Below are 18,786 nucleotides of genomic sequence, written 5' to 3' on the forward strand. Positions count from 1 at the left end.
GTCGCACCGCTCGAAAGGGGTAACGGCCGCAATTCTGAGAACTTTAGCAACCTCATCGGCTGCGGCCTCAGACGTGCCTTAGGGGAATCACCCAAGCCGTGAAAAACCACCGTGACAATAGGTCAAATCGACCTGGCTCCACTCACTCCTGCAAGGCGACACAACAGACGCAAAACTCGTATCCACCTGAAGTTTCTGGGACTCGCGGCACATTCGCGGCGCTGCTGACACTTGTGGCGTCGTTTGGCGACGCAGGGAAAACCCCAATGTCAGAAAACTGCCGCGTTTTCGCGCGGGTTTTCATAACCCGACCCTGACAACTCCATCACTTTCCACCACACCTTCCACAACCTTGAGCGAGCTCACATTCTGAACCCGCACGCGCTCGTCGGCGGCGCCCTCGGTGAGCGCCTGGCCCTGGGCGCGAATCTGCACGCCACCGTTAGCGGCAATCAGCGTGACCTGTTGACCGCGACGAACCAACACGTCCGGCTGGAGCATGTCGACGGTCAGCGCGGTGCCGACCGGCAGCGAGCGCTTCAAGCGATGGCCCTGCAGGCTGGCGACGTCGTTGATAAAGACTGACGCCCGCCCGGGCATCCGACGAACCTGCGGCTCCACATCGGCGAGCGCCACCCGCGAGCGACGCGCCAGCGGCCGGCGCAATACCAGCACCGACACTTCGACCTCGACGGTGACCGGCACATAAATAGTCCAGGGCGTTGCAGAAGGGCAGCGCACGCCAATGGTCATGCGGCCGGTATTCATGCCGGTACCCTGCGAGAACGCCTCGAGCGGCGACGCGCATTCATCGAGCCGCAGCCGCGGGTCGAGATTGCCCGCGGACACGAAATGCTTGATAGCTTTTTCCGGCAGGGAAGCCCGTACGAATTGTTCGGCCGCCGCCTGAATCGAATCGATCGATTGCACGTTGGCACTCGCGTTCGCCGAGAACGCCAGCGCCGCCAGGGCGCTGGCCAACACACATATATAGGAACGAAAGCTGGTCACTATCGAAACCGCCGAGAGTCGTCTCATTGACGCTGCCTGAAACAAAGCAAGTGAAATGCCACAAACCACGCGCACCCCAGATCGCGCGCACCTCATCGTACGAACTGTGACGCACCCAACAAATCAGCCAGACGCCGAAACGCACGCCGACCGGCTGGACGGTTGATGACGCAAAGAAGCGACGGTCGCCGTTATCACTGATCCATGGGCGTCGTCCGAGGTGACGTCCCTCCTTCCGGCAGCTTCGAAAAAGAGGGACCTTTTCGGAGCAGTGCGCCCAGGGACGGGACCCAGGGAATCCGCGCGAAAGCGCGAGTGACGGGGAGCACGGTGCCGGAAGGAGGGACGTCACCTCGGACGGCGCCAGCCACCGACGTCGACTCTGCCGACGGCAAACGTTTGCCGCCTCGCATGTGACCCACTTCGCGACTTTTTTGTTTGCTAGCGCTCTCGGCCCGCGAGACCGCCAGGAAACATGCGCCTCTCGGCGGAGTGGCACGCGCCTTGCTAACTACTTTCGCAGACAGTTTTCTGGCGGATGCAGTTATGACGAGCGCAATCGACAAACATCTAGGAGTGCACGCGCAAGCGCTGACGCTGCGCTCGCAGCGTACCGAACTGCTCGCGGCAAACCTCGCGAATGCCGACACGCCGGGCTATCGCGCTCGTGACATCGATTTCAAGAGCGCGCTGGCGCAGGCCAGCGGCAATGCGCAGCAGGGCGTGCATCTGCAAACGACGAACGCCGGGCACATCGGGCCCAAGATGGTTAACGGCTCGCCGGCGCCTGAACTGAAATACCGCACGCCGCTCGCTCCCTCGCTCGATGGCAACACCGTCGATGCTCAATTGGAGCAGGCCGCGTTCGCCGAGAACACCGTTCGCTATCAAGCGACGCTGCAGTTCCTCAACTCGAAGTTCCGCGGCCTGATGACGGCCATCACGGGCCAATAAGAGGTAACGACTCATGTCCTCTTTCAACATTTTCAACATCGCCGGCTCCGGCATGAGCGCGCAGTCGGTGCGCCTCAACACCACCGCCAGCAACCTCGCGAACGCCGACAGCGTCAGCGGCGATCCGAGCCAGGTCTACAAGGCCAAGCATCCGTTGTTCGAAGCCATTCGCACCGGCCTCGGCAAAGATGCGGAGAGCTCCGGCGTGGCCGTCAAAGGCATCTTCGAGAACCCGGAAGCACCGAGCGCTCGCTACGAGCCTGGCAATCCGCTCGCCGACGCCAACGGCTATGTGTACGCGCCCAACGTGAACACCGTCGAAGAAATGACCGACATGATCTCGGCGTCGCGCTCTTATCAGAACAACGTCGAAGTGATGAACACCGCCAAGGAAATGATGCTGGCCACGCTGCGGCTCGGCTCGTAATAGAGAGTATTCGACATGACCATCGCCACCGATCCGATCCAGAACTGGGCCGCGCAAGCGCAGGCTGCCGCCGAAGCGCAGGCCAAGAAGGACCAGACGCTCGGCATCGATTCGTTCCTGACGCTGATGACGGCGCAGCTGCGCAATCAGGATCCGTTGAAGCCGCTGGAAGGCACCGAGTTCATCTCGCAGCTGGCGACGTTCGGCACCGTGACCGGCGTGCAGGAGATGGGCACCTCGCTGGAAACATTGGCGGCGTCGCTGCGTGCGACGCAGACATTGAACGGCTCGACCATGATCGGCCGCGACATCCTCGCGTCGGCCGACAGCTTCGATCACACGCAGGGCGGCACCGTCACCGGGCAGATCGACGTTCCCGCCGGCACGACTTCCTTGCAACTGCGTATCACTGACTCTGCCGGCACTGTGGTCCGAGAAATTCAGCTAGAGACCGCCGAAGGCACGCAGAACTTCACGTGGGACGGCTTGCGCAATGACGGTACCCAGGCTGAGTCGGATACCTACGACATCGAAGCCGTGGCCACCGTGCAGGGCGAGACGGGCTCGCTCGAGGTGCTGATGTCGGGTCGCGTCTCCAGCGTCAGCCTCGACGCCAGCGGCACCAATCTCTCTTTGAACACTGCGACGCTCGGCTCGATCTCGATGGCCAACGTACGTCGCGTGCAGTAACGAATTCTAGCTTCAACCGGCTTCCTCAGGAGTCACCCAAATGTCTTTCGGTATCGCGCTCAGCGGTCTCAATGCGGCTCAACAGGACTTGAACGTCACCGCCAACAACATCGCCAACTCCTCGACGACCGGCTTCAAGCAGTCGCGTGCCGAGTTCGCCGACATGTTCGCGGTCTCTCCGTACGGCGTGAACCGTAACGCGACCGGCAACGGCGTGAAGGTGGCCTCGGTGTCGCAGCAGTTCACCCAGGGCAACATCAACACCACCAACAACAGCATGGACCTGGCGCTCAGCGGCCAGGGCTTCTTCATTCTGAGCGACGGCGGATCCACCGTTTACAGCCGCGCCGGCGCGTTCCGCCCGAACAACGACGGCTACGTCGTGAACAGCCAGAACCAGCGCCTGCAGGTGTATCCGGCGGGAGCCAACGGTACTTTCAACACCAGCACCATGACCGATCTGCGTCTGGTGACGAGCGAGAGCTCGCCGTCCGCCACGACGGAAGTCGAAACGGTGTTCAACCTGCCGTCCGCCGCCACGGTGCCGACCACGACGCCGTTCGATGCGGCTGACGAGACCAGCTACAACACTGCGCGTTCGATGACTTTGTACGACTCGCTCGGCGCGGCTCACACCGCCAGCATGTACTACGTGAAGACGGCGACCAACGAATGGGACATGCACGTCACGATCGACGGCAACCCCTCGGGCACGCAGCATCTCGTTTATGACCAGAACGGCAATCTGACGACGCCGGCCAACGGTCAGTTCGCGTTGCCGACCTACAACGCGGCCGCGGGCCTGTCGACGGGCGCAGCGGATATGAACGTGACCATGGATCTGAGCAAGACGACACAGTACGGCGACACGTTCACCATGACTTCGATCACGCAGGACGGTTACACCACCGGCCGCCTGATCGGCATCGATATCGATTCCACCGGCGTGGTGCAGGCTCGCTTCACCAACGGTCAGTCGACGCAGCTGGGCCAGGTCGCGATCGCGAACTTCCAGAATCCGCAGGGATTGCAGCAGCTCGGCGACACCACCTGGGCGCAGACGTTTGCTTCGGGCCAGCCGTTGAACGGCCAGGCCGGCAACTCCGGTTTCGGTCTGATTCAGTCGGGCGCGCTGGAAGCGTCGAACGTCGACATTACGGCGCAGCTGGTCAACATGATCACCGCGCAGCGCAACTTCCAGGCGAACTCGCAGATGATTTCGACCGCGGACCAGATCACGCAGACGATTATCAATATTCGCTAACTCACGACCCTCTGAAATCATCAGTGATGAGATCGAGTAGCTAATGGACCGCTTTCTTTACATCTCGATGTCGGGCGCCAAGGAGACCTTGCGCGCCCAGACCGCGAACAACCACAACCTCGCGAACGCGAGCACGACCGGTTTTCGCGCCGACATGAGCGCGTTCCAAACGCGCAACGTGGCCGGATCGGGATATGCCTCGCGCGCGTACGCGACCAACTCGACGACGGGCTGGGATCCGACGCAAGGCGCGTTGACCGCCACTGGTCGCGATCTGGACGTGGGCATCAACGGTCCGGGCTGGATCGCGGTGCTCGGCAAGGATGGGCGCGAGGCTTACACGCGCGCCGGCGACTTGCGTGTCGATCCGAGCGGCATGTTGATGAACGGTGCGGGTTTGCAAGTGATGGGCGAGGGCGGTCCAATCAGTGTGCCGCCGAACACGTCGCTGACCATCGGTTCCGACGGCACGATCTCCGTCATTCCTCTGGGCCAGGGCGCGGAAACCACCGCGATGATCGGCCGCATCAAGCTGGTGAATCCGCCGGACGCAGAAATGGTTCGCGGCGAGGATGGTTTGTTTCGTAACACCACCGGCGCTGAGTTGCCGGCGGATGCGAACGTGAAGCTGGTTACCGGGTCGCTCGAAACCAGCAACGTCAACACCGCAGACGCCATGGTCAACATGATCGAGCTGGCGCGTCGCTTCGATCTGCAAGTGAAAGCGATGCGCACGGCCGAAGAGAACGCAGCAACTGCCGCGCAGCTGCTCCGTGGCGGCGTCTAATCCCCAGTCACCAGCTACCAGACACTTTTCCAGGTACTCATCATGAATCCAGCTTTGTGGGCCGCCAAGACCGGACTCGATGCGCAGCAGACGCGCATGTCCGTCACTTCTCACAACCTCGCCAACGTCAACACCACCGGCTTCAAGAAGGGCCGGGCCGTGTTCGAGGACCTGCTGTATCAGAACGTGCGTCAGGTCGGCGGCTCGACCTCGCAGGACACGGTGGCCCCGACCGGCTTGTCGCTGGGCACCGGTGTGCGCGTCGTGGCGACCGAGAAGGAATACACCCAGGGAAACATGCAGACCACCGGCAACAGCTTGGACGTTGCCGTGAACGGCCGTGGCTTTTTTCAGGTGCTGCTGCCGGATGGCACGATGGGCTACACGCGCGACGGCAACTTCGAAGTCAGCCCGCAGGGCGAACTGGTGACATCCAGCGGCTATCGTGTGCAGCCCGGCATCACGATTCCAGATGGCGTGCAGAGCATCACCATCGGCAAGGACGGTGTGGTCACGGCGAAGATGGATGGCGAAGCTGCGCCGACGCAGATCGGCACGCTGCAGCTGGTGGACTTCATCAATCCTTCGGGCCTGCAGCCCAAGGGTGAAAACCTGCTGGTCGAGTCCGCTGCGAGCGGTGCGCCGCAGGTCGGCACGCCGGGCTTGAACGGCCTGGGCTACATCGAGCAGGGCTCGCTGGAAGCGTCCAACGTCAATGTCGTCGAAGAGCTGGTGAACATGATCGAAACCCAGCGCGCCTATGAAATGAACTCCAAGGCGATCTCGACCACCGATCAGATGCTGTCGTATCTCACGAATCAGCTTTGAAGTAACTGAGCAATGATCAATCTCACCGTGCGTAACTTGTTCGTGATGGCCGGGGCTGCGCTTGCACTCAGCGGCTGCGTGACGCCGCCGAAGGAGCCGGACTGGTCCGCGACCTGGCCCGAGCCGGCGCCGACGCCGGAGCAGGGCAATGGCGCCATCTATCAGGTCGGCCACGACATCGCGCTGTTCGAGAATTCGGTGGCGCGCCGAGTAGGCGACACGCTGACGATCAGGCTCAACGAGAACACCAACGCTTCGAAGAGCTCGAGCACGACGACCAGCAAGTCCACCACCGTCGACATGCCGGGGCCGATCATTGCCGGCCGGCCGGTGACCGCCAACGGCACCGAAATTCTCAACATGTCGGTGGACAACAGTTCCGAGTTCGACGGCGCCGGCGACAGCAGGCAAAGCAACCGACTTGTGGGCGACATCACAGTCACGGTGGCGCAGCGGCTGCCGAACGGCAATCTTCTGGTCAGGGGCCAGAAATGGATCACGATCAATCAGGGCCGGGAGTACGTGCGCATTCAGGGCATCGTGCGCCCCATCGACGTCGATCCTGATAACTCCATCTCATCTTTGAAGGTCGCCGACGCGCAGATCGCTTATGGCGGCAAGGGCGCGCTCAACGACGCCAACACGCCGGGCCTGTTGGCACGATTCTTCAATGTACCTTGGTTGCCGTTCTGAACGACGGCGCCCAAACATAGACAAGTCCAGGTCGAAGAGTGATGAACTTCTCAAAGCTGCTGGTCACGCTGACGATTGCCACGGTGTTTGTCGTGCCGGCACAGGCCGAGCGCGTCAAAGATCTGGCGTCGGTTGCCGGCGTCCGCGGCAACCAGCTGGTGGGCTACGGCCTGGTCGTAGGCCTCGATGGCACCGGCGATCAGACCTCTCAGGCGCCGTTCACCATTCAAAGCATTCGTAACATGCTGGCGAAGTTCGGCGTGACGATTCCGGCGAACGTAAATCCGCAGCTGAAGAACGTTGCCGCCGTGACGGTGCGTGCCGATCTGCCGGCGTTCTCGAAGCCCGGCCAGACCATCGACATCACAGTGGATTCGATCGGCAATGCGACCAGCCTGCGCGGCGGCAGCTTGCTGATGACTCCTCTGCGCGGTATCGACGGCGAGGTGTACGCGATTGGCCAGGGCAGCCTGGTGGTCAGCGGCTTCGGCGTGCAGGGCAGGGACGGCTCGCGTGTTTCTCTCAACGTGCCGAGCTCGGGCCGCGTGCCGAACGGCGCTTCGGTCGAGCGTGCTGTGCCGAGCAACTTCGCCAGCGAGCCGTATGTAACGTTGAATCTGAATACTCCGGATTTCACGACGGCGGCGCGGTTGACCGACGGCATCAACAAGATGCTCGGCCCCGACACTGCTCGCGCTATCGATGCGGTTTCTGTTCGCGTGCAGGCTCCGACCGACGCCAGCCAGCGCATCTCTTATCTTTCGACCCTCGAAGCGATTGAAATTCAGCCGGGCGAAGCGCCGGCGCGCGTGATCGTAAATTCCCGCACCGGTACTGTCGTAATCGGCTCCGCCGTGCGAGTGACGCCGGCTGCTGTTGCTCACGGTTCGCTGTCAGTGACGATTACCGAGCGCAACGATGTGAGCCAGCCAAACGCATTTTCGGACGGTCAGACCGTCGTGACGCCGCGTTCCGACATCAAAGTCGATCAAGGCGCGGCTCGTATGTTTGTTTTCAATGCGGGCGTCAATCTCGATGAGATCGTGCGCGCGGTGAATCAGGTCGGCGCTGCGCCGGGCGACCTCGTCGCCATCCTCGAAGCGCTGAAAGAAGCGGGCGCGCTGCGCGCCGAGCTGATCGTCATCTAAAGGGCGCCCCAGCATGACCGCGCCCATCAATGCCTCGTTCGACTTCGCCGCCCTGGCGTCGTTGCGCAATGACGCGACCTCGAAACAGGACGTGGCGACGCTGCAAGAAGCTGCGAAGCAGTTCGAGAGCCTGTTCACGCAGATGATGCTGAAGAGCATGCGCGATGCGAATCGTAGCTTCAGCGAAGGTTCGATGTTCTCCAGTTCGCAAAGCGACTTCTACCAGGACATGTTCGACGACCAGATCTCGCTGGAGTTGTCGAAGGGCAAGGGCCTGGGCCTGGCCGATGTGCTCGTGCGTCAGCTGGCGCAGTCGGGCATGGTCAAGGGTGCGGAAGCGGCGGCCGCCGGGCAGGCCGAGTTCCCCGCGGCCACACAGAATGTTTCGTCCGATCATCAGCCGCTGGCGATGTCGAAAGAAGACTTCGTGAAGATGATGTGGCCGCACGCGCAGCGTGCCGGTCAGACGCTCGGCGTCGATCCGAGTACGCTCGTCGCTCAGGCCGCGCTGGAAACGGGTTGGGGGCGTGCAGTGCCCAACCACTCGAACGGCTCGAGCTTCAATTTGTTTGGCATCAAGGCGGGTTCGGGCTGGCAAGGCGCGACCGCGAATGTGCCGACGCTGGAATTCGAAGAGGGCGTCGCCGTGCGCAAAGTCGAGCGTTTCCGCGCTTACGACTCGCCGGCCGACAGCTTCAACGATTATGCCCGGCTGATCGGCAACAACCCTCGGTATGAAAACGCTCGAGGCGCGGGTGGTGATGTGGCCACCTTCGCCTCGGCGTTGCAGGAAGGTGGCTATGCCACCGATCCGAACTACGCGCAGAAGATCGTCGCAGTGGCCGACGAAGTCCGCGCCCTAACCAACTCATCGGACGCCTCGCTAAAGTTCGCCTCAACGTCGCCGACAAACGGCGGTAGCGGCGGACTGCGTCGGTTTTGATCTGATGAGCCCGCAAGCGCTTTTCCGGTGAAGTCATGGCCGACCTTTTGAACACCAGCATTTCCGGCTTGCTCGCGTTCCAGCGGGCGCTGGACGTGACCAGCCATAACATCACCAACGCCAATACGCCGGGCTACAGCCGGCAGTTGCCGGACTTCCAGACTCGTACGCCGCAGTTCCTCGGCGGCAACTGGGTCGGCAGCGGCGCGGACGTAACCACCGTCAATCGCGCTTACGACAATTTCCTGTCCAGTCAGGCGCGCAGCGCGTCGAGTGCTTATAACCAGTCGAACACGTACGCGACTCAGGCGGCACGCGTCAGCAATCTGTTCGGCGACTCGACCACCGGTCTGAGCGCCTCGATGCAGAAGTTCGTGAACGCACTGCAGGCGGTCGCGGACTCGCCGAACTCGAGTGCCGCCCGCCAGACCATGTTGAGCCAGGCGCAGACGCTGGTAGACCGGTTGAAGGGCTATGACTCCAGCCTGAAGAGCCTCGACAGCCAGGTGAATGCTTCAATCAGCGCCGAAGCCGATACCATCACCTCGCTGGCGCGTGGCATCGCGGATCTGAACAAGCAAATCTCCAGTGGCTATGCGCAGTCCGGCCAGGCGCCGAACGATCTGCTCGATCAGCGCGACAAGCTGATCGATGAGCTCTCGACTCATGTGAACGTCAACGTCGTCAAGACCGACGGCAATCAGTTGAACGTGTTCATCGGCAACGGCCAGCCGCTGGTGGTCGGCGGCGATCCGGCGAAAGTGGTGGCGACCAGCGATCCGTACGATCCGACGCGCAAGCGCCTGGCCGTGCAGTCGAGCGTCGGCACCATCGATATCACCGGCTCGATCGCGGGCGGCAGCCTCGGCGGCCTGCTCAACTTCCGCACTGAAATGCTCGATCCGGCGCGCAACACGATCGGCAAACTCAGCGTCGCGCTGAGCGATGTGATGAACGACCAGCACAACGCCGGCATGGATCTCAACGGCGACCTGGGCGGCGACTTCTTCGCCGTCGGCGATGTCGTGGTTCGCTCGCATGCCAACAACACCGGCACTGCCGGAGCGACGGTCACGCGCACCGACGCCGGCGCGCTGACGAACTCCGATTACATTCTCACGAACACGGCGGGAGGCTGGAGCCTGCGTCGCGCAGATACCGGCGCCGTCGTGCCAATGACGGGCACGGGCACCGCGGGCGATCCGTTCGTCGCCGATGGTCTCTCGATTGTCGTCAGCGGCGCGGCCGGCGTAGGCGACAGCTTGAAGATCATGCCGACGACGGGCGCGGTCAGCGGGATGCGGGTGTTGATCACCGATCCGAACGAGATCGCGGCCGCCGCGCCCATCGTTGCCCAGGCAACGGCGGGCAACCAAGGCAATGCCACGATCAGCGCGGGCGAGGTGTTGAATCCCACCAACCCGAACTTGCGTACCGCGACGACGATTACTTTCACCAGCGCGACGACCTATCAGATCAGCGGCGATCCGACCGTGTACACGTACACGCCGGGCGCCGACATCGACGCCAATGGCTGGCGCGTCGAGATCAATGGCACGCCGGCAGCGGGCGATTCGTTCACTGTCCGGGACAACAGCAACGGCACGGGCGACAACCGCAACATGCTGCTGCTTGCCGGGCTCATGAACGAGCCGGTGATGAACAATGGCCAGACCTCGCTGTCGCAGGGCATCGGTCAGTTCGTCGGCGACATCGGCGTCAAGACCAATCAGGCGCAGGTGACGGCGGCGGCTCAGAAGGTGGTCTCCGAGGAAGCGCAGGACGCCATGCAGTCGGTCTCCGGCGTGAACCTCGATGAAGAAGCGGCCAATCTGCTGCGCTATCAGCAGGCTTATATGGCCATCTCGCAAATGATCCGGGTTGCGGACACCTGCTTTCAGTCCGTGCTCCAGGCGACCGGCGGGTGAGCCCGGAGGCCGGTACACGGATGTAACGGCTGGCTAACGTTCCAGGGATGGCTGCTTGAGAAGAGGTCTGAGTATGCGAATGTCCACTCTTGGTTTTTCGATGGGCTCGCTGAGCGCGATGATGACGCAGCAGTCCGGGCTCGCGAAGCTGCAGAACCAGATGGCGCTCGGCTTGCGCGTCAGCACGCCGGCCGACGACCCGATCGCCTACGTGCACATCCAGGAGCTGCAGCGCTCGCAGTCCGAGTCGGAGCAGTTCGCGAAGAACAGCACGCTCGCGAAGAACCGTTTGAGTCTGGAAGAACAGGCGTTCGTCGACATGAGCAGCGCCATGGGCCGGGTGCGCGAGCTGGTGGTGTCGGCCGGCAACACTGCCACGCTGAGCGACGCGGACCGCGAGTCGATCGCGAACGAGCTGGCGCAGCGCCTGGATGAGATCCAGGATATCGCCAATCGTCAGGACGGCAATGGCGAATATCTGTTTTCCGGCTATTCGACGCGCACGCAGCCGTTCACGGGCGGCGAGGGGACGCCGATCAATTACATGGGCGATCAGGGCGCGCGGCAGCTGCAGATTTCCAGCACGCAGCGCATCGCCGATAGTCACAACGGCTATGAAGTGTTCGTGGACATTCCCGAAGGCAATGGCACGTTCTCGACCGCCGTGAATATGAGCAACACCGGCTCGGGCCACATCGACGTGGGCTCGGTGGTCGATCGGGCGAGCTGGGTGCCGGACGATTACACCATCACGTTCACGTCTCCGACCGCTTATGAGATCACCGACGGCGCCACTCCGGCGAACGTCGTGCAGACCGGCACGTACACCGCCGGCAGCGCAATTACATTCAACGGCGTGAGCGTGACGGTCACGGGCGCGCCGGCAACCGGCGATACCTTCACGGTGAATCGCAGCCGCAACGAAAGCGTGTTCGACACGATCGGCCAGGTCGTCGACCTGCTCAGGCAGCCCGCCGGCAATGCCACAGCGAACGCCAAGCTGACCTCGACGCTCTCGGGCTCGCTCCAGCAGCTGGATCAAGCGACCGATCATTTCCTCGGCGTGCGTGCTCAAGTGGGCACGCGGCTGTCGGCGCTGGACTCGGCGGACGCCTCGCGCGAAGCGATGGATATCGATACGGCCAGCGCCTTATCAGATCTGCGCGACCTGGACTATGCGCAGGCGCTCACAAAAATGAATCAACAGCTGGTGGGCCTGCAGGCCGCACAGCTGTCCTATAGCAAGATCTCGAATCTGTCGCTCTTCAACTATCTGCGTTGATGGATGGCCACAGACGGGTGCTGCGTAGGCTTTTTAACCCTTTCGCTGCCACTGTAAAGCCACTGTCCGTGACCGAGTCCTCAGTTTGTATCGCTGGGGGAAACCCCACTCAAGTTCCCCCGGGTCGCACCGATACAGGACTCGAACAGCAGTCCGGCGCACATCACGCCGTAAGTGCTGAGAGCAAGCCGAAGGACAGGGGTCCTGCGGCGAAGTAATCACCAGGAGTTAGATTCATGGCACTTGTTATCAACACGAACGTGATGTCGCTGAACGCTCAGCGTAACCTGTCGACATCCGCCAACCAGTTGGCGACCTCCCTGCAGCGCCTGTCTTCCGGTCTGCGCATCAACAGCGCGAAAGACGACGCCGCCGGTCTCGCCATTTCCGAGCGACTGACTTCGCAGATCAACGGCCTCACGGTCGCTGCTCGTAACGCGAACGACGGTATCTCTCTCGCCCAGACGGCCGAAGGCGACCTCGCCCAGATCGGCAACAACCTGCAGCGTATGCGCGAACTCGCCGTGCAGTCTGCCAACGCGTCGAACAGCGCCTCTGACCGCGCTGCCTTGAACGCCGAAGTGCAGCAGCTCGCCGAAGAAATCGACCGCGTTGCCCAGGCTTCTGCCTTCAACGGCGTGAAGCTGCTCGACGGTTCGTTCCAGGCTCAGACCTTCCAGGTCGGCGCCAACGCGACCGCCACCGACCAGATCACCGTGTCGGCGATCGCCAATGCCCGCTCGAGCGCGCTCGGTGCGTTCAACGGCTTCCAGGCGAACAACCAGGCTCTGACCTCCGGCGGCACGTTCTCCGTGGACACCGGCGCTGGCGCAGTGACGGTTGCCGGCGGCGCTACGCTGTCGGACACCAAGGCGCTGGTCAACGCGATCAACTCGCAGGGCATCCAGGGCTTGACGGCCCATGCCGACGCGACGGTCGCTACGGGTACGGTCGGCGCCGCTGCTTCGGCGAGCGGTAACTCGACTCTGACCATCAACGGCATCCAGATCACGATCGCCGGCTCGGCCAGCTCTGCTTCCAACGTTGCCAATGCGGTGACCGCGATCAACGCGCAGTCGGCTGCCACTGGCGTGACGGCGGTGGACACGGGTGCCGGCCTCGAGCTGACGGCTGCTGACGGTCGCAACATCGCGGTCGCTGGCTTCGCCGCTGGCGGCGCCACGGGCGCGACCCTGGCCACCTACGGCCTGGGTGGTTTGACCACCACGACTGCGACGTTCGACGTGAGCTACGTTGCTCCGAACGACGTTACGTCGATCACTTTCGGCGGCACCGCGGTGACGGGCCTGGGCACTGCTGCGAACACCATCGCGCAGACCGGCACGGCCATCAGCGCCATCGACGTGACGACCTCTGACAACGCGCGCAACGCGCTGGCCTCGATCGACGCCGCCCTCGGCCAGATCAGCGGCGCCCGCGCTTCGCTCGGTGCGACTCAGAACCGCTTCCAGTCGGTCGTTGCCTCGCTGCAGACCACTGCCGAGAACTTGACTGCTTCGCGCAGCCGAATTCAGGACGCGGACTTCGCGTCTGAAACGGCCGCCATGACCAAGGCCCAGATCCTGCAGCAGGCGGGTACGGCGATGGTCGCGCAGGCGAACTCGGCTCCGCAGAACGTGCTCTCGCTGCTCCGCGGCTAATGAGCACTCGATGGAGTGAATGATGAGCAGGCTTGACGCAAGTCAGGTCGAAGCGGGCGGGGAGATCGCAAGATCTCCCCGCTCGCCGTCATTTCCGCAGCCGACCACGGCTGCCGAAGCGACGCAGGCTCAACAGCCGGCTGTTCAATCGGCCAGCGTGGCTGCCGAGCCTTCCGCCGAACACGTGAAGCGCGCGGCTCAGCAGTTGGAAACATTCATGCAGAGCATGAATCGTTATCTGGAATTTCGGATCGACGAGCACAGCGGTCGCACGGTGGTCACGGTCAAGGACCGCACGACGGGCGACACCATTCGTCAGATCCCCTCGGAAGAAGTGCTGCGCCTGGCGCAGAATCTGGGCGGCACGGCCCACACCGGTCTGATCGATCAGATCGTGTAACGAAACAAGGAACAAACAATGGCAACGTCAGGTGTGGTAGGCGGCTCGACGATCGACGTGAACACGCTGGTGTCCCAGCTGGTCGCCGCCGAGCGTAAACCGCTGGACGATCAGCTGGCGCGTGCTGTTTCCAAGAACACTTTGCAGATCTCCGCGACCAGCGCCTTGCTGGGCGCGCTGTCCACGTTCCAGTCTGCGTTGAACGGTTTGAAAACCACGAACGTCTTCAGCGGCCGCTCCACGACGAGCACCAATGAAGACATCGTGACCGCCACCGCATCCGCCAATGCCGCGCCGGGCAGCTACGATGTTGAAGTCGAGCGGCTCGCGACTGCGCAACAGATATCATCGACGGGGTTCGCCGGCGGCGCGACCACGGTGGTGGGCTCGGGCACGCTCACGATAGCGCTCGGCGGCACCAGTTTCAGCGTCGGCGTCGCCGACCCGGCCAACACGCTCGCCGACATTCGCAACGCCATCAATTCGGCCACCAACAATCCGGGCGTCAGCGCCTCGATCATCAATGCCGCCGACGGTGCGCACCTGGTGCTCACATCGACCAAGACGGGCGCCGCCAATGCGATTCAAGTGACGCAGACGGGCACGCTCTCGGCGCTCGAGTACACGACCACCAACCAGGCGAACTACACCGAGCTGCGCCCGGCCCAGGACGCGTTGGTGAATGTCGCGGGTTATGCGACGACCAGTGCGACCAACTCTTTGACGGGCGTGATCGACGGCGTGACGTTGAACCTGGAGTCGGCCGCGGACGGCACGACCGTCAGTGTCTCCGTGGGCTACGACGAGACCAAGGCGAAGGACAAGATCAAGTCCTTCGTGACCGCTTACAACTCACTGCGCAGCATGATGACGCGCCTCGGCGGCTATGACTCGGCGAGCGGGACCGGCGGTCCGATGCTGGGCGATTCGATTTTGTCCGGCATCGATGCCGAGCTCCGGCGCACGCTGTCGACTCCGGTGACCGAGGCGGGCTCGGCTGTGCAGACACTCGCATCCATCGGCATCACTTCTTCGGCGAAGGATGGCACGTTGTCCATCGATGACGCCAAGCTGGATGCCGCGCTGGCCAGCAACTTCGACGGCGTGGCGCGCTTGTTCGGCACGCCCGAGACCGGCGTGGCCGCGAAATTGTACGGCCAGATCGAAGATCGCCTGGCCGACGGCGCGGCCATCGATACGCGTAACAAGACCCTGCAGGCCGAGCAGCGCGCGCTGACGAAGAAGAAGGACGATATCGACATCCGCATGCAGATCGTGCAGCAGACGTATCTGAAGCAGTTCACTCGGCTGGATACGCTGCTGTCGAGCTTGTCGGCGACCTCCGCGTACCTCTCGCAGCAGATCGATTCGCTGCCGAGCTGGTCGCGCGATTGAACTTAAAGCGTTGCAAGACTGAGGTTCGGCGCCTCAAGTAACGAGCCAGGACGCCGTTATCCACTTCAAGGATTGATGGAGCATTTGAGCATGCTGGGTTACGCAAAATCGTCGAATCTCGCCGCCTATCAGAGCGCAGCTGCGCACGGTGGGGTGGCGGCTTCGGACCCGCATCGCCTGATCGTGATGTTGCTGGATGGCGCGATCGAGCGCATCGCCACCGCGCGTGGCTGCATGCAGCGGAACGAGACCGCCGAGAAGGCTCGGCTGATCAATCGCGCCATGTCTATCATCGGTGAGCTGCGCAATAGTCTCGATTTGCGCAATGGCGGACAGATCGCCGCCAACCTCGCCGAGCTGTACGATTACATGTGCCGCCGCCTGCTGCTCGCCACCACCGAAAACAAGGTGGAGATGCTCGACGAAGTCAGCACGCTGCTGCACGAGATCCGCAGCGCCTGGCTGGCGATTGCTCCGGAGGGCCGCAGCAGATGAGCTCGATCATTGCCGACGGCGTACTGGCCGCCACCCACAAGCTCGTCCAGCAGGCCATGACTGGCCAATGGCAGGACGTGCCGAAGACGGTGCAGGAGCGCCGTGAGCTGCTCAACAACCTGTCGGCGTCCGCGTCGCCGCAGGATCGTCAGTGGCTGGGCGCGCTCCAGCAGGCGATGGCGGAATCCGACGCGGCCGTGGCGAAGATCGCTCCGGCGAACGTATTGAGTCATTTCGACACAACGGCACAGACACAAGGAACGGTCGCGAACGGCGTGGTCGACACGCCCGACTCGGCTGCGGTGGACAGCATGATGGAGCTGCTCAGACAGAGCAGATAGCTGCTATGTATGAAGGATTAGACACGGTCATTCTGTACGAAGAGCTCGCCTACGAGGACGTGCTGCCGGTCGCCTGGAGGCCGCTGCCCGAGCCCTTCGATCCTGCCATCGTCGGCAGCTTCGCCGACCGCAACCTGCGCGTGCTGCAGGCGGTCGCGGCGCTCGACGAGCACGGCCAGATCGAGAAGCCCGATGAGAACGCGCCCCACGCCGCGGACATCATGCGGCTGGAAATGAAAATGAACCTGCTGCTGGACATGGTCGGCGCGCTGCTCATCGCCAGCCGTCCGCGTCCCAAGCCCGCAGCGGTGCGCTTCAACGCGCTCGGCGGAGTGTTCCAAGGATCATCGCCGTTCCCGCCGCTGGGCAACCAGGGCGTGCTCGAGGTCTATCTGCGGGATTGCGTCGCCGATCCGTTGCGCCTGTTCGGGCGCATTGCTTCGGTAAGCCCTGACGGTAAGGTCAAGGTGCGCTTCGTGCCGCCCGGCGAGAACATTTCGGACCTGCTCGAGAAGCTCGCGTTTCGCAAGCATCGCCGGCAGGTCGCCGGCGTGCGCCAACCGAAGAAGTAACACGAACCAGGCTGCGCGCCTGTTGAGTCTGCAAGTGTTGTCGCAGGCAACGAGTGTGATGCGCTTCGCACCCGATTTGCGCGCGCCAATTGTTCGACGCAGTTCCGGTACTGCTTAGCCGCGATGAAAGTGCGCGCCAGTGCGCATTTTCTTGCGGTCTGCACCGTGCTTTACTCAGCTCTCCCCTGAGCCGCGCGCCAAATTTCTGGCAGCAGTTCACGCACGCAAGGCGTTCAGGGTTAGCCTGATAGAGCCATTCCTTCCCAGGCACAGAATGCCTGTCAGGCATACAAAGACTGACGCGCTTGAGCGCGAGGCGTAGGAATGAAGTTGAACGACACCCAGGCGAGAAGCCTGACCATCCAGCAAGCCGTCGTGTACGACAGCGATCCTGGACGGGCAGAAAAAGTCGCGGAAGTTTTACGTGAACTGAGTCTCGAACCGCTGTTGATCGATCACTGCGCGTTGATGCGCGCCGTGATCCAGACTCCGAACAATCCGCCTGCGCTGCTGGTCGGCGATGTCGCCGACTGCGACTGGGTCGAGCTGGGCGCCGCCTTGCGCGAACAACTGAGCGACATCCCGGTAGTGGCCTACGGCTCGTCGACGGTCGCCGATCAATTGATCGCCCATGTGGGCGCGCCGCGTGTGCGCCGTCTCACATTTCCGTTCAAGCCCACGGTGCTCGGCACCGCGTTGCGCATGCCTGCACAAGCTACACAGGTCGAGGTGGGCGAGGTTGCCATGCCCACCGGCAGCTCGGCCGCGATTCGCGATGTCACCCGTCTCATCCGCCAGGTCGCCGCTCATGACTCCAGCGTGCTGATCCTGGGCGAGTCGGGCACCGGTAAGGAGCTCGCTGCTCGTGCCGTCCATGAGGCGAGCCCGCGTCGCCAACGTCCGTTCGTCGCCATCAACTGCGGCGCCATCCCCGCAGAGCTGCTGGAGAGCGAACTGTTCGGGCACGAGAAGGGCTCCTTCACCGGCGCCATTGCGGCCCGCAAGGGTCGCTTCGAGATCGCCGAGGGCGGCACGTTGTTCCTCGACGAGATCGGCGACATGAGCCTGCCCATGCAAGTGAAACTGTTGCGGGTCCTGCAGGAGCGGGTATTCGAGCGCGTCGGCAATCACACGCCGATCCGCTGCAACGTCCGCATCATCGCCGCGACTCACCGCAATCTCGAGGAGTCGATTGCGAAGGGTACGTTCCGCGAGGACTTGTTCTATCGGTTGAACGTGTTCCCCATCGAAATGCCGGCGCTCCGGACTCGCATCGAAGATCTGACGATGCTGGTGCGGGACTTCTCCGAGCGCAACGTCGCCGAAGGGCGCAGCCGTGTAGAACTGACCGCGCGGGCACTGAAAGTGCTGAGCCACTATCCGTGGCCCGGCAATGTGCGCGAGCTGGGTAATCTGATCGAGCGTCTTTCGATCCTGTGTCCGAACCGCCTGGTCGACGTGGCCGATCTGCCGCTGAAGTACCGTCCGGCGGATCTGCTGGCCGAGCTGGATCTCAGCGCCGACCTGCAATTGCCGGTCGAGACGCTGGAGTCCGAGCTGGAAGCCGAAGAAGCAATGGATGAAGACCGTGAAGTCATGTCCATGCTCGCCAGTGAGCCGGCCGAATCCGCGGTCGTGCAGCTGCCGCCGGAGGGCATCGATCTGCGCGATCACCTGTTTACCATCGAGCGCGATCTCATCCAGCAGGCGCTGAGCCGCGCCGGCGGCACCGTCGCTCATGCGGCCCGCCTGCTCAAACTGCGTCGTACTACGCTGGTCGAGAAGCTCCGCAAATTCCACATGCTCAACGAGGCGGCCGCGTCGGAACTTTGACGGACGCGGCGCGCGTCCCGCTCGCCCTGAACGCCTCCCTCAGCACAACCCTGACTTCGATGGCCGCGATTGCCGCGGCAAACCTTTGCCGGTGTGATGGGCTCCACAGGATTCACCGGCAAAACCTCTCCGCT

19 protein-coding genes are annotated in these 18,786 nt (G+C 62.9%); 18 read left to right on the forward strand and 1 reads right to left on the reverse strand.

What is annotated here, in order from left to right:
• Nucleotides 1-300 precede the first annotated feature (300 nt).
• On the reverse strand, nt 301-1,038 hold the full coding sequence (gene flgA, locus EK373_RS16385; protein ID WP_157994389.1) for a flagellar basal body P-ring formation chaperone FlgA: 738 nt from the start codon (nt 1,036-1,038) through the stop codon (nt 301-303).
• Between the two features lie 519 nt (nt 1,039-1,557).
• On the opposite strand from flgA, the gene flgB reads away from it, so the two are divergent.
• From flgB to EK373_RS16475, 18 genes are all read left to right on the forward strand, one after another.
• Nucleotides 1,558-1,965: a flagellar basal body rod protein FlgB gene (gene flgB, locus EK373_RS16390; protein ID WP_129644782.1), complete on the forward strand. Its 408-nt coding sequence runs from the start codon at nt 1,558-1,560 to the stop codon at nt 1,963-1,965.
• 13 nt (nt 1,966-1,978) lie between these two features.
• Nucleotides 1,979-2,392: a flagellar basal body rod protein FlgC gene (flgC, locus tag EK373_RS16395; RefSeq protein WP_129644784.1), complete on the forward strand. Its 414-nt coding sequence runs from the start codon at nt 1,979-1,981 to the stop codon at nt 2,390-2,392.
• A 15-nt stretch (nt 2,393-2,407) separates the two neighbouring features.
• Nucleotides 2,408-3,082 carry a flagellar hook assembly protein FlgD gene (locus tag EK373_RS16400; protein ID WP_129644786.1) on the forward strand — a complete coding sequence of 225 codons (675 nt, stop codon included), beginning with the start codon at nt 2,408-2,410 and terminating at the stop codon, nt 3,080-3,082.
• 40 nt (nt 3,083-3,122) lie between these two features.
• Nucleotides 3,123-4,346 (forward strand): flagellar hook protein FlgE, encoded by a 1,224-nt coding sequence (gene flgE, locus EK373_RS16405; RefSeq protein ID WP_129644787.1) that lies wholly within the window; start codon nt 3,123-3,125, stop codon nt 4,344-4,346.
• A gap of 43 nt (nt 4,347-4,389) precedes the next feature.
• Nucleotides 4,390-5,133, forward strand: coding sequence for a flagellar basal-body rod protein FlgF (gene flgF, locus EK373_RS16410; protein ID WP_129644789.1), 744 nt, complete (start codon nt 4,390-4,392; stop codon nt 5,131-5,133).
• Between the two features lie 42 nt (nt 5,134-5,175).
• Nucleotides 5,176-5,961 (forward strand): flagellar basal-body rod protein FlgG, encoded by a 786-nt coding sequence (gene flgG / locus EK373_RS16415; RefSeq protein ID WP_129644791.1) that lies wholly within the window; start codon nt 5,176-5,178, stop codon nt 5,959-5,961.
• A gap of 12 nt (nt 5,962-5,973) precedes the next feature.
• The gene (gene flgH / locus EK373_RS16420) at nt 5,974-6,654 is read left to right on the forward strand and encodes a flagellar basal body L-ring protein FlgH (RefSeq protein WP_129644793.1); all 681 of its coding nucleotides are present in this window, start codon (nt 5,974-5,976) and stop codon (nt 6,652-6,654) included.
• A 41-nt stretch (nt 6,655-6,695) separates the two neighbouring features.
• Complete coding sequence (locus tag EK373_RS16425) at nt 6,696-7,802, forward strand: flagellar basal body P-ring protein FlgI (RefSeq protein WP_129644795.1); 1,107 nt, start codon at nt 6,696-6,698, stop codon at nt 7,800-7,802.
• 13 nt (nt 7,803-7,815) lie between these two features.
• Nucleotides 7,816-8,745: a flagellar assembly peptidoglycan hydrolase FlgJ gene (flgJ, locus tag EK373_RS16430; RefSeq protein WP_129644797.1), complete on the forward strand. Its 930-nt coding sequence runs from the start codon at nt 7,816-7,818 to the stop codon at nt 8,743-8,745.
• A gap of 35 nt (nt 8,746-8,780) precedes the next feature.
• Complete coding sequence (gene flgK / locus EK373_RS16435) at nt 8,781-10,673, forward strand: flagellar hook-associated protein FlgK (RefSeq protein WP_129644799.1); 1,893 nt, start codon at nt 8,781-8,783, stop codon at nt 10,671-10,673.
• A 79-nt stretch (nt 10,674-10,752) separates the two neighbouring features.
• A complete protein-coding gene (gene flgL / locus EK373_RS16440) occupies nt 10,753-11,955 on the forward strand; it encodes a flagellar hook-associated protein FlgL (protein WP_157994390.1) in 1,203 nt (400 codons plus the stop codon).
• A 236-nt stretch (nt 11,956-12,191) separates the two neighbouring features.
• Nucleotides 12,192-13,616: a flagellin N-terminal helical domain-containing protein gene (locus tag EK373_RS34020; RefSeq protein WP_129644803.1), complete on the forward strand. Its 1,425-nt coding sequence runs from the start codon at nt 12,192-12,194 to the stop codon at nt 13,614-13,616.
• Nucleotides 13,617-13,638: 22 nt separating this feature from the next.
• Complete coding sequence (locus EK373_RS16450; protein ID WP_157994391.1) at nt 13,639-14,016, forward strand: flagellar protein FlaG; 378 nt, start codon at nt 13,639-13,641, stop codon at nt 14,014-14,016.
• 18 nt (nt 14,017-14,034) lie between these two features.
• Complete coding sequence (fliD, locus tag EK373_RS16455; RefSeq protein ID WP_129644807.1) at nt 14,035-15,411, forward strand: flagellar filament capping protein FliD; 1,377 nt, start codon at nt 14,035-14,037, stop codon at nt 15,409-15,411.
• Nucleotides 15,412-15,501: 90 nt separating this feature from the next.
• Nucleotides 15,502-15,906: a flagellar export chaperone FliS gene (fliS, locus tag EK373_RS16460; protein WP_129644809.1), complete on the forward strand. Its 405-nt coding sequence runs from the start codon at nt 15,502-15,504 to the stop codon at nt 15,904-15,906.
• On the forward strand, nt 15,903-16,247 hold the full coding sequence (locus EK373_RS16465) for a hypothetical protein (RefSeq protein ID WP_129644811.1): 345 nt from the start codon (nt 15,903-15,905) through the stop codon (nt 16,245-16,247). The genes fliS and EK373_RS16465 overlap by 4 nt, the downstream gene beginning before the upstream one ends.
• A gap of 5 nt (nt 16,248-16,252) precedes the next feature.
• Nucleotides 16,253-16,819 carry a PilZ domain-containing protein gene (locus EK373_RS16470; protein ID WP_129644813.1) on the forward strand — a complete coding sequence of 189 codons (567 nt, stop codon included), beginning with the start codon at nt 16,253-16,255 and terminating at the stop codon, nt 16,817-16,819.
• A gap of 324 nt (nt 16,820-17,143) precedes the next feature.
• Entirely contained in the window at nt 17,144-18,652 is a 1,509-nt protein-coding gene (locus EK373_RS16475) for a sigma-54 interaction domain-containing protein (protein WP_198683385.1), read from the forward strand.
• Nucleotides 18,653-18,786 lie beyond the last annotated feature (134 nt).

It is taken from the genome of Peristeroidobacter agariperforans (genome assembly GCF_004138335.1).
GTDB lineage: Bacteria > Pseudomonadota > Gammaproteobacteria > Steroidobacterales > Steroidobacteraceae > Steroidobacter > Steroidobacter agariperforans.

Coding starts and splice junctions, on each gene's coding strand:
- flgA (WP_157994389.1), bottom strand. CDS start 1,038: ATGAGACGACTCTCGGCGGTTTCGATAGTGACCAGCTTTCGTTCCTAT.
- flgB (WP_129644782.1), top strand. CDS start 1,558: ATGACGAGCGCAATCGACAAACATCTAGGAGTGCACGCGCAAGCGCTG.
- flgC (WP_129644784.1), top strand. CDS start 1,979: ATGTCCTCTTTCAACATTTTCAACATCGCCGGCTCCGGCATGAGCGCG.
- EK373_RS16400 (WP_129644786.1), top strand. CDS start 2,408: ATGACCATCGCCACCGATCCGATCCAGAACTGGGCCGCGCAAGCGCAG.
- flgE (WP_129644787.1), top strand. CDS start 3,123: ATGTCTTTCGGTATCGCGCTCAGCGGTCTCAATGCGGCTCAACAGGAC.
- flgF (WP_129644789.1), top strand. CDS start 4,390: ATGGACCGCTTTCTTTACATCTCGATGTCGGGCGCCAAGGAGACCTTG.
- flgG (WP_129644791.1), top strand. CDS start 5,176: ATGAATCCAGCTTTGTGGGCCGCCAAGACCGGACTCGATGCGCAGCAG.
- flgH (WP_129644793.1), top strand. CDS start 5,974: ATGATCAATCTCACCGTGCGTAACTTGTTCGTGATGGCCGGGGCTGCG.
- EK373_RS16425 (WP_129644795.1), top strand. CDS start 6,696: ATGAACTTCTCAAAGCTGCTGGTCACGCTGACGATTGCCACGGTGTTT.
- flgJ (WP_129644797.1), top strand. CDS start 7,816: ATGACCGCGCCCATCAATGCCTCGTTCGACTTCGCCGCCCTGGCGTCG.
- flgK (WP_129644799.1), top strand. CDS start 8,781: ATGGCCGACCTTTTGAACACCAGCATTTCCGGCTTGCTCGCGTTCCAG.
- flgL (WP_157994390.1), top strand. CDS start 10,753: ATGTCCACTCTTGGTTTTTCGATGGGCTCGCTGAGCGCGATGATGACG.
- EK373_RS34020 (WP_129644803.1), top strand. CDS start 12,192: ATGGCACTTGTTATCAACACGAACGTGATGTCGCTGAACGCTCAGCGT.
- EK373_RS16450 (WP_157994391.1), top strand. CDS start 13,639: ATGAGCAGGCTTGACGCAAGTCAGGTCGAAGCGGGCGGGGAGATCGCA.
- fliD (WP_129644807.1), top strand. CDS start 14,035: ATGGCAACGTCAGGTGTGGTAGGCGGCTCGACGATCGACGTGAACACG.
- fliS (WP_129644809.1), top strand. CDS start 15,502: ATGCTGGGTTACGCAAAATCGTCGAATCTCGCCGCCTATCAGAGCGCA.
- EK373_RS16465 (WP_129644811.1), top strand. CDS start 15,903: ATGAGCTCGATCATTGCCGACGGCGTACTGGCCGCCACCCACAAGCTC.
- EK373_RS16470 (WP_129644813.1), top strand. CDS start 16,253: ATGTATGAAGGATTAGACACGGTCATTCTGTACGAAGAGCTCGCCTAC.
- EK373_RS16475 (WP_198683385.1), top strand. CDS start 17,144: ATGAAGTTGAACGACACCCAGGCGAGAAGCCTGACCATCCAGCAAGCC.